The organism is bacterium (genome assembly GCA_030247525.1).
GTDB lineage: Bacteria > Electryoneota > JAOADG01 > JAOADG01 > JAOADG01 > JAOTSC01.
In genome coordinates, this window is sequence record JAOTSC010000174.1 from 1 (window position 1) to 6,666 (window position 6,666).

Here is a 6,666-nt window from a genome sequence, read left to right on the forward strand (position 1 = left end):
GCGTTCTTGGGATTCGATTGGTGAGTCAGTTGCAACGATTGGATTAGCGGAGTACATCAAAGGTGGTCTTGTTACTCGCAACTTCCCAATCGAATTCTACGGATTGGACATTGGAGAAGCGGTTGCCGCGGCGAACCGCTTCCACAAAGCCAAAGAGGACTTCGCGCGTTCCTTCGGCAGCAAATTCGACGGTTCCGTTGTAGTTGTTTTTCACCCACCCGGAAACGCCAAACTCTTCGGCGGTCCGCCGAACAAACGCACGAAATCCAACTCCTTGTACGCGTCCACTCACAACGCCATGAACGCACACCCGTTTGGTCACGGATTGATCCGATAAATCGTCCGTGGGAAGGGAATGGTCTCGCGGACGTGGTGGATTCCGCAAATCCACGTCGTCGTTCGTTCCACTCCGATTCCGAAACCACTGTGCGGTACCGAACCGTACCTTCGTAAGTCGAGATACCATTCAAACGGCTCCATCGGTAACTCGTGATGCTTGATTCGTTCTACTAACACGTCGTAACTGTCTTCACGCTGTCCACCGCCGATAATCTCGCCATACCCTTCCGGGGCAAGGAGATCGGCGCCTAACGCCCAGCGGGCATCGAGCGGATCGCGTTTCATGTAAAACGCTTTCACTTCCTGTGGAAAGCGGTGAACAAAAATCGGCCGGTCGTACTGCTTGGTGAGCAGCGTTTCGTCGGGACTACCGAAGTCGTTGCCTTCTTCAAACGGTTGTCCTAATGCGATTAACTGCTTCACCGCATCGGAATACTGAATCCGGGGAAACGGCTTCTGTACTTTCTCTAACGGAGAAATGTCGCGACCGAGTTGTTTTAGTTCCTCTTTGCGCTCTTCGATGACACGACCGACCACCTCGACTGTAAAGTCTTCCATTAAATCCATCACGCCTTCAAAATCCATCCAAGCGACTTCCGGCTCGACCATCCAGAATTCGGTCAAGTGGCGGCGGGTTTTCGATTTCTCTGCCCGGAATGCCGGACCGAAACAATAGACGCGGTTCATCGCCATCGCACCAGCTTCCTGATAGAGTTGGCCAGATTGCGATAGAAATGCCGATGCACCAAAGTAATCGACCGTAAACAGAGTCGACGTCCCTTCGCAGGCGTTCGGAGTGAAGATTGGCGAATCGAAACAGATGAAGTCGCGCGTATCGAGATAGTCGCGAATCGCGCGAATCACACTGTGACGCACTTTCAGAATGTTGACTTGATCCTGTCGTCGAACCCAGAGGTGGCGGCGGTTGAGTAAAAAATCCTCGCCATGATCCTCTTCGCCGGGATCTTTGGGAGTAATCGGATACTCGTTGGATTCGCCCACCACTTCCAAATCGGAAAGAAAGATTTCGTAGCCGCCGGGGGCACGGCTTTCCGCTTTCACAGTACCGGTGACTTTTACCGAAGCTTCGAGTGCAAGTTTATCGAAGCGTGAAAAGATTTCTTCGCCGACGTGAGACTTTGACATCACTGCTTGGATGATGCCGGTACCATCGCGAAGGATAATAAACTTTAGTTTTCCGGACGAGCGAAGTTTGGTCACCCATGCGCCGATGGTTGCTTCTTTGCCATCATACTCGCCGATCCGATCAATTGTTACCACGAGACTAATCCTCTTTTTTTAAGGCACGGGTCATTAAATCCCGCGCAGCAATTTTAATGTCTTTTCCCGAATACATCACATCGTACATCGTCTGTGCGATGGGGAGCTCTACACCGCATGCCTTGCTCAACTCGAGGGCTGCGGTGGTGGCGTTAACGCCCTCGGCAACCATGGTCATACCAGACAAGATATCCTCGATTTTTCTACCCTTCCCCAATTCTTGTCCGACAAAACGGTTCCGGCTATGTTGTGAGATACAGGTTGTTATCAAATCGCCTAATCCCGACAATCCGGCAAAGGTACGGGCATCGCCGCCCATGACTAATCCGAGACGGGTGATTTCGGCTAACCCGCGGGTCATGAGCAAACCCTTTGTGTTATCGCCAAAACCCAAACCATCGGAGACGCCGGCTGCTAATGCGACGATATTTTTCAGTGCGCCGCCCAATTCGACTCCAACGATATCGGTACTGGAGTATAGCCGAAAAGTTGGACCGGAGAGCCAGTGTTGCACTTTATGCGCATTATCAAGGCTGGGACAGGCAATTACCACAGAAGTGGGAAAGCCTTTTACGACTTCCTCGGCATGGGATGGACCTGATAATGCCGCGACACAGTCCGATTGGATGCGAGGTATCGCGCTGGTTATCACTTCGGTCATCCGAAGATGAGTAATCCGTTCTAAACCCTTGGTAGCGCTTACAATGGGGGCATGGAAGGAGCATTGCCCCAATTGCTCGGCGACTATTCGCATCGTATGACTGGGAACAACAATGAGAATCAACTCGGCATCGGCTACGGTTTCCGCAAGGGAGTTGGAAAATCTGAGCTCAGAGGGGATGGAAAAACCGGGCAAGAGTTTTGGCGCAAGCCGCGTTTCATCCAACTCACGGCAAGCATCCGGTCGAAATTCCCAAAGTGTGACATGATGCCCTTTGAGATGACAAAGGTTACCTAATCCGAGCGCCCACGAACCAGCGCCTAAAATGCCGACACGTATACTCATTTTTTCTTAACTACGAATCACTTTCCCAATTCGGAATAATACTTCGGGAATCTCCGATTGTAAACGTCGCTTACTGTCCTTCTTGGCAATCACAACCAAACCAATTCCCAGATTCATCGCTTGTCGCATTGCTTCTTCCGGGACGTTTCCGCGCGTGCGAATTTCTTGGAAGATGCGGGGTTCCTGCCACGAATTCCAATTGATTTCGAGCGAAAGTGAATTTTTTATGAGCCGTTTGGTGTTACCAACGATGCCGCCGCCCGTGATATGGGCAAACCCATGAACTTCGGGAAATGCACGCAATGCGCGGATTTCCGGGAGGTAACTGCGATGGATCGCCAACAACGCTTCGGAATATGTCACATTCGTGTTTGGCATTTTCTCATCGGGAGCGAGTCGCTCCTGCTCCAACAACACTTTGCGAGCTAAGGTGTAACCGTTGGTATGTAGACCGGTCGATGAGATTCCCCACAGCTCGTCGCCTTCCTCAATTCGTGAACCATCTAACAGCGGTACATCGTCCGGGAGATATCCGATGATAGTGACTCCCAAATCAAATTGGCCGGGCATAATGACGTCTTTGAGTTCGGCAGTTTCTCCGCCAATCAGTCCGATTCCGTTGCGCTCGCAGCCGCGGACGATTCCTTCCAGGATTTGGGTGTCACGTTCGGGTACCAATCGATCGGTTGCTAAGGTATCGAGCACAAATAACGGCTCGGCACCTAAAACAGCGATGTCATTTACGCAATGATTGATTAAACACTCGCCAATCGTATCAAAGCGGTTCGCCCAACTTGCAATAATCGTCTTAGTACCAACGCCATCGGTAGAAGCGACTAATCGCCGGGAGGCATTTGCCGCCTGGAGATCAAAGAGTCCGCCAAACAGACCAATCCCGCCGACGACACCGGGTCGCTGGGTACGCTTGACCAGCTCTTTGATACGGTCGACCAGTCGTTCGGCAGCATTGACATCGACACCGGCTTGGCGGTAGTCCATTGAGTGATCCTCGTAAAAACGTCAGCCAAGATTACCTGCGGTGAGCCGCAAGGCGGGTTGGCTAACCTCCAATTTTAAACGGGCGGACATGGAAGTCCGCCCCTACCCGAGATTTGGGCGTACGCCTTACGCCCCTACACAAACGAAACGACCGCCCTCACGGGCGGTCGTTGTGCCGAGGGCCGGACTCGAACCGGCATGAGGTTGCCCTCGGTGGATTTTGAGTCCACTGCGTCTACCAATTCCACCACCCCGGCGTTTCAAGCGCTGTAATTTATAATTTTCTGATGCGGAATGCAAAACTCGCGAAGGCAAGAGGAGATTTGCTTGGATGCTAAAGGAAAATAGTAAGGGCAGACACGATGGTCTGCCCTACCCAAGTTATTGGGCGAACACAAGGTTCGCCCGTACTCGTTGGTCGTGATTATAGAGGATAGGAGATGTCAAGGTTGCGAGCCGCGAGTGCTTCGTTCAGACGTCCTACCGGAGTTGTGTGGGGCGCTCCGTGAAGGATATCGGGATTCGTTTCCGCTTCCTTGGCAATCTGGATCATCATATCAACAAAGCGGTCGAGGGTTTGCATCGACTCAGTTTCCGTCGGTTCGATCATAATCGCTTCATGGACGATGAGCGGGAAATAAACCGTCGGTGCATGAACGCCGAAGTCGAGTAACCGTTTAGCGATATCGAGCGTTTTAATCCCAAACGCTTTTTGATTGTCTCCACTAAACACTACTTCATGCATACAGATACCGGGGTATGGTAGTGCATAATAGGAATCGAGCTTCTTTCGCAAGTAGTTTGCATTCAATACTGCGTGGCGGCTGTTCTCGGTGAGTCCGTCTTTGCCATTGCTCCGAATGTAAGACAAGGCACGAACCAGTACACCGAAGTTGCCAAAGAAGGTGTGTAGTTTACCAATCGTGTTCGGACAATTCCACTCCAGAGAGAATTTTTCGCCATTCTTGCGAATGCGGGGAACCGGGAGGAACTGTTCGAGATCGGCGCGACAGCCAACGGGACCGGCACCGGGACCACCACCGCCGTGGGGGGTCGAGAAGGTCTTATGCAAATTGATGTGGGTGATATCGAAACCCATATCTGCCGGACGGGCAATACCGACAATCGCATTCAAATTGGCGCCATCCATGTAGACCAAACCGTCTACTGAGTGGATGATGGCGGTAATTTCGGCAATGTGGGTCTCGAAGAGACCTAAGGTATTGGGATTGGTAATCATTAAACCGGCTGTGTTCTCATCGACCGCATTGCGCAGTGTTTCGACATCGACGAGACCATCAGGCCCACTGGCAAGTTGCAGGACTTCAAATCCGCACAAGGCGATTGAAGCTGGGTTCGTGCCGTGAGCGGAATCGGGGATAATGATTTTCTTGGGATTGCGACCCTTGCTCTTGTGGTAGGCGCGCATTAACAACAGACCGGTAAACTCCCCTTGCGCACCTGCGGTCGGTTGTAACGTCATCGCTGGAAATCCAGTCACCGCTTGCAACGCTTGTTCGAGTTCCCACATCAGTTGGAGCGAACCTTGCAGAGCGGCATCGGGTTGAAGAGGATGTGACTGGGCAAAGCCGGGGAGACGAGCCATTTCTTCATTGATCTTAGGATTGTACTTCATCGTACACGAACCAAGCGGATAAAAATCCCGGTCGAGGTGATGGTTCATCGTCGACAATCTCGTGTAGTGACGAACGACATCGACTTCACTTACTTCAGGAAACGAGAACTCCTTGCGAAGCATCGTTGAAGGGATTGGTGAGGGTAGCTCGGGAGTGTCTAATTCCGGTAACGGTACGCCGGTTCTGCCGGGCTTCGATAATTCAAAAAGCAGAGGTTCAGGCATTGTGTTCTCCAACAACAAAAATGTAATCAATTCTGGTAAGATACGACTCCACTTTCAGGCGGACAAATTCTCATGTTGTTGCGAGACCGGCTGTCTGTATGTATGTTGGCAAAAATCTGTTAGTTACCTGCTTACAATAGCTCGGCAAAATCGACTCCTTTTGATTTTCTGGCAGTATGGGATTGTTTTGTTTGTGAGATTTTTAAAACTGAATTTTTCTAAGTTGAAAGCGAGTCTGCGACTCGTAGTGAATTCTACGAGTGGGATTGCTCTCATTTTCTCGAATCGCTACTGTAAACTCGGTTTATCTTTGATTTTGATTGTCAGTAGTTTCCTTGCGAAGGAAAGTTTTGGAGTTACTCTTCGGGTATCGAGTGGGCAAGGAATCATCTACGATTCAGAAATTGAACAGAGGTACCGGCACAGTTCATTTGGTTTAGGATGTGCGATATCGGAAATGGAGTACTCACTTTGGAGTCAAGTCCGCGTTGCCAGAGTCACAAGTAAAAGATACAACCGAACCCAAAGCGAAGGGGGATTCGGATATGCCGGTTACATACCGGCAACCGCATGGTGGGTCGGCGGCGGTGGATTTGGTAAAGGAGAACAAGGGACACTCCACACATCGTTGTTCTGGGGTCAAGCAAGTTATGGGTTGCAATCTCGTAAGTGGTTACAATTCGCTGTGGTTGGGGGTACTCGAACCGAGTTTAGCAGGGATAGCAGAGTAGGCCAAGTCGAAGTATCTTTACTGCAACTCCCGGATAACAGTAAATGGCAAGCTGGTTGTTTTGTATCTGTTGGTACTCATCAGTTACCCGGTGGTGGTGGTGTTCTCACCTACCAGTGGTTTGGTAAAAACTGGCAATGGAAGACCATGCTTTCAGCTGGTGATTTCCCGCACTGGTTTGAACGGGAAACTTTGTTAAAATATGAGACAATCGACCGCATGGAAGGGGTCGGAAGAACAATGATTGTTATTCAGTTTTCACCGAAGCTTCGTTGGGAAAACACCATCGAATACAATCGAGCTCACGAGGAGGATTCATGGTTTGTCAACAGCGGTCTCGCTTATCAGTGGTAGTTATTACTCTCGCGGTGGGGATATTGCTTGTACTACCAATCAGCAGTTTCGCCCAATCGGTATTAACGAGTGGATTGAAGTATAACGATAAAGGGC

Annotated in this window: 6 protein-coding genes and 1 tRNA gene; 1 reads left to right on the plus strand and 6 read right to left on the minus strand. The window is 50.6% G+C overall.

Translation table 11 applies throughout. The features are described 5' to 3' along the window. Nucleotides 1–43 precede the first annotated feature (43 nt). The 6 genes from OEM52_12815 to gcvPB all read right to left on the minus strand — a co-directional run bounded on the left by OEM52_12815 (nucleotide 44) and on the right by gcvPB (nucleotide 5,486). Nucleotides 44–391: an acylphosphatase gene (locus OEM52_12815; GenBank protein MDK9701022.1), complete on the minus strand. Its 348-nt coding sequence runs from the start codon at nucleotides 389–391 to the stop codon at nucleotides 44–46. Beyond that, on the minus strand, nucleotides 319–1,629 hold the full coding sequence (gene asnS / locus OEM52_12820; GenBank protein MDK9701023.1) for an asparagine--tRNA ligase: 1,311 nt from the start codon (nucleotides 1,627–1,629) through the stop codon (nucleotides 319–321). The genes OEM52_12815 and asnS overlap by 73 nt, the downstream gene beginning before the upstream one ends. Continuing rightward, nucleotides 1,625–2,626, minus strand: coding sequence for an NAD(P)-dependent glycerol-3-phosphate dehydrogenase (locus OEM52_12825; protein ID MDK9701024.1), 1,002 nt, complete (start codon nucleotides 2,624–2,626; stop codon nucleotides 1,625–1,627). The genes asnS and OEM52_12825 overlap by 5 nt, the downstream gene beginning before the upstream one ends. Before the next feature lie 6 nt (nucleotides 2,627–2,632). Then, nucleotides 2,633–3,625 carry a phosphoribosylformylglycinamidine cyclo-ligase gene (purM, locus tag OEM52_12830; GenBank protein ID MDK9701025.1) on the minus strand — a complete coding sequence of 331 codons (993 nt, stop codon included), beginning with the start codon at nucleotides 3,623–3,625 and terminating at the stop codon, nucleotides 2,633–2,635. Nucleotides 3,626–3,798: 173 nt separating this feature from the next. Beyond that, nucleotides 3,799–3,882 (minus strand) — tRNA-Leu (locus OEM52_12835). A gap of 167 nt (nucleotides 3,883–4,049) precedes the next feature. Continuing rightward, nucleotides 4,050–5,486, minus strand: coding sequence for an aminomethyl-transferring glycine dehydrogenase subunit GcvPB (gcvPB, locus tag OEM52_12840; GenBank protein ID MDK9701026.1), 1,437 nt, complete (start codon nucleotides 5,484–5,486; stop codon nucleotides 4,050–4,052). Nucleotides 5,487–5,679: 193 nt separating this feature from the next. On the opposite strand from gcvPB, the gene OEM52_12845 reads away from it, so the two are divergent. Further along, a complete protein-coding gene (locus tag OEM52_12845; GenBank protein ID MDK9701027.1) occupies nucleotides 5,680–6,570 on the plus strand; it encodes a hypothetical protein in 891 nt (296 codons plus the stop codon). Nucleotides 6,571–6,666: the final 96 nt, after the last annotated feature.

Excerpts from the sequence above, each read along its gene's own strand:
- OEM52_12825 (MDK9701024.1), bottom strand. The coding sequence starts at position 2,626 with ATGAGTATACGTGTCGGCATTTTAGGCGCTGGTTCGTGGGCGCTCGGA.
- purM (MDK9701025.1), bottom strand. The coding sequence starts at position 3,625 with ATGGACTACCGCCAAGCCGGTGTCGATGTCAATGCTGCCGAACGACTG.
- gcvPB (MDK9701026.1), bottom strand. The coding sequence starts at position 5,486 with ATGCCTGAACCTCTGCTTTTTGAATTATCGAAGCCCGGCAGAACCGGC.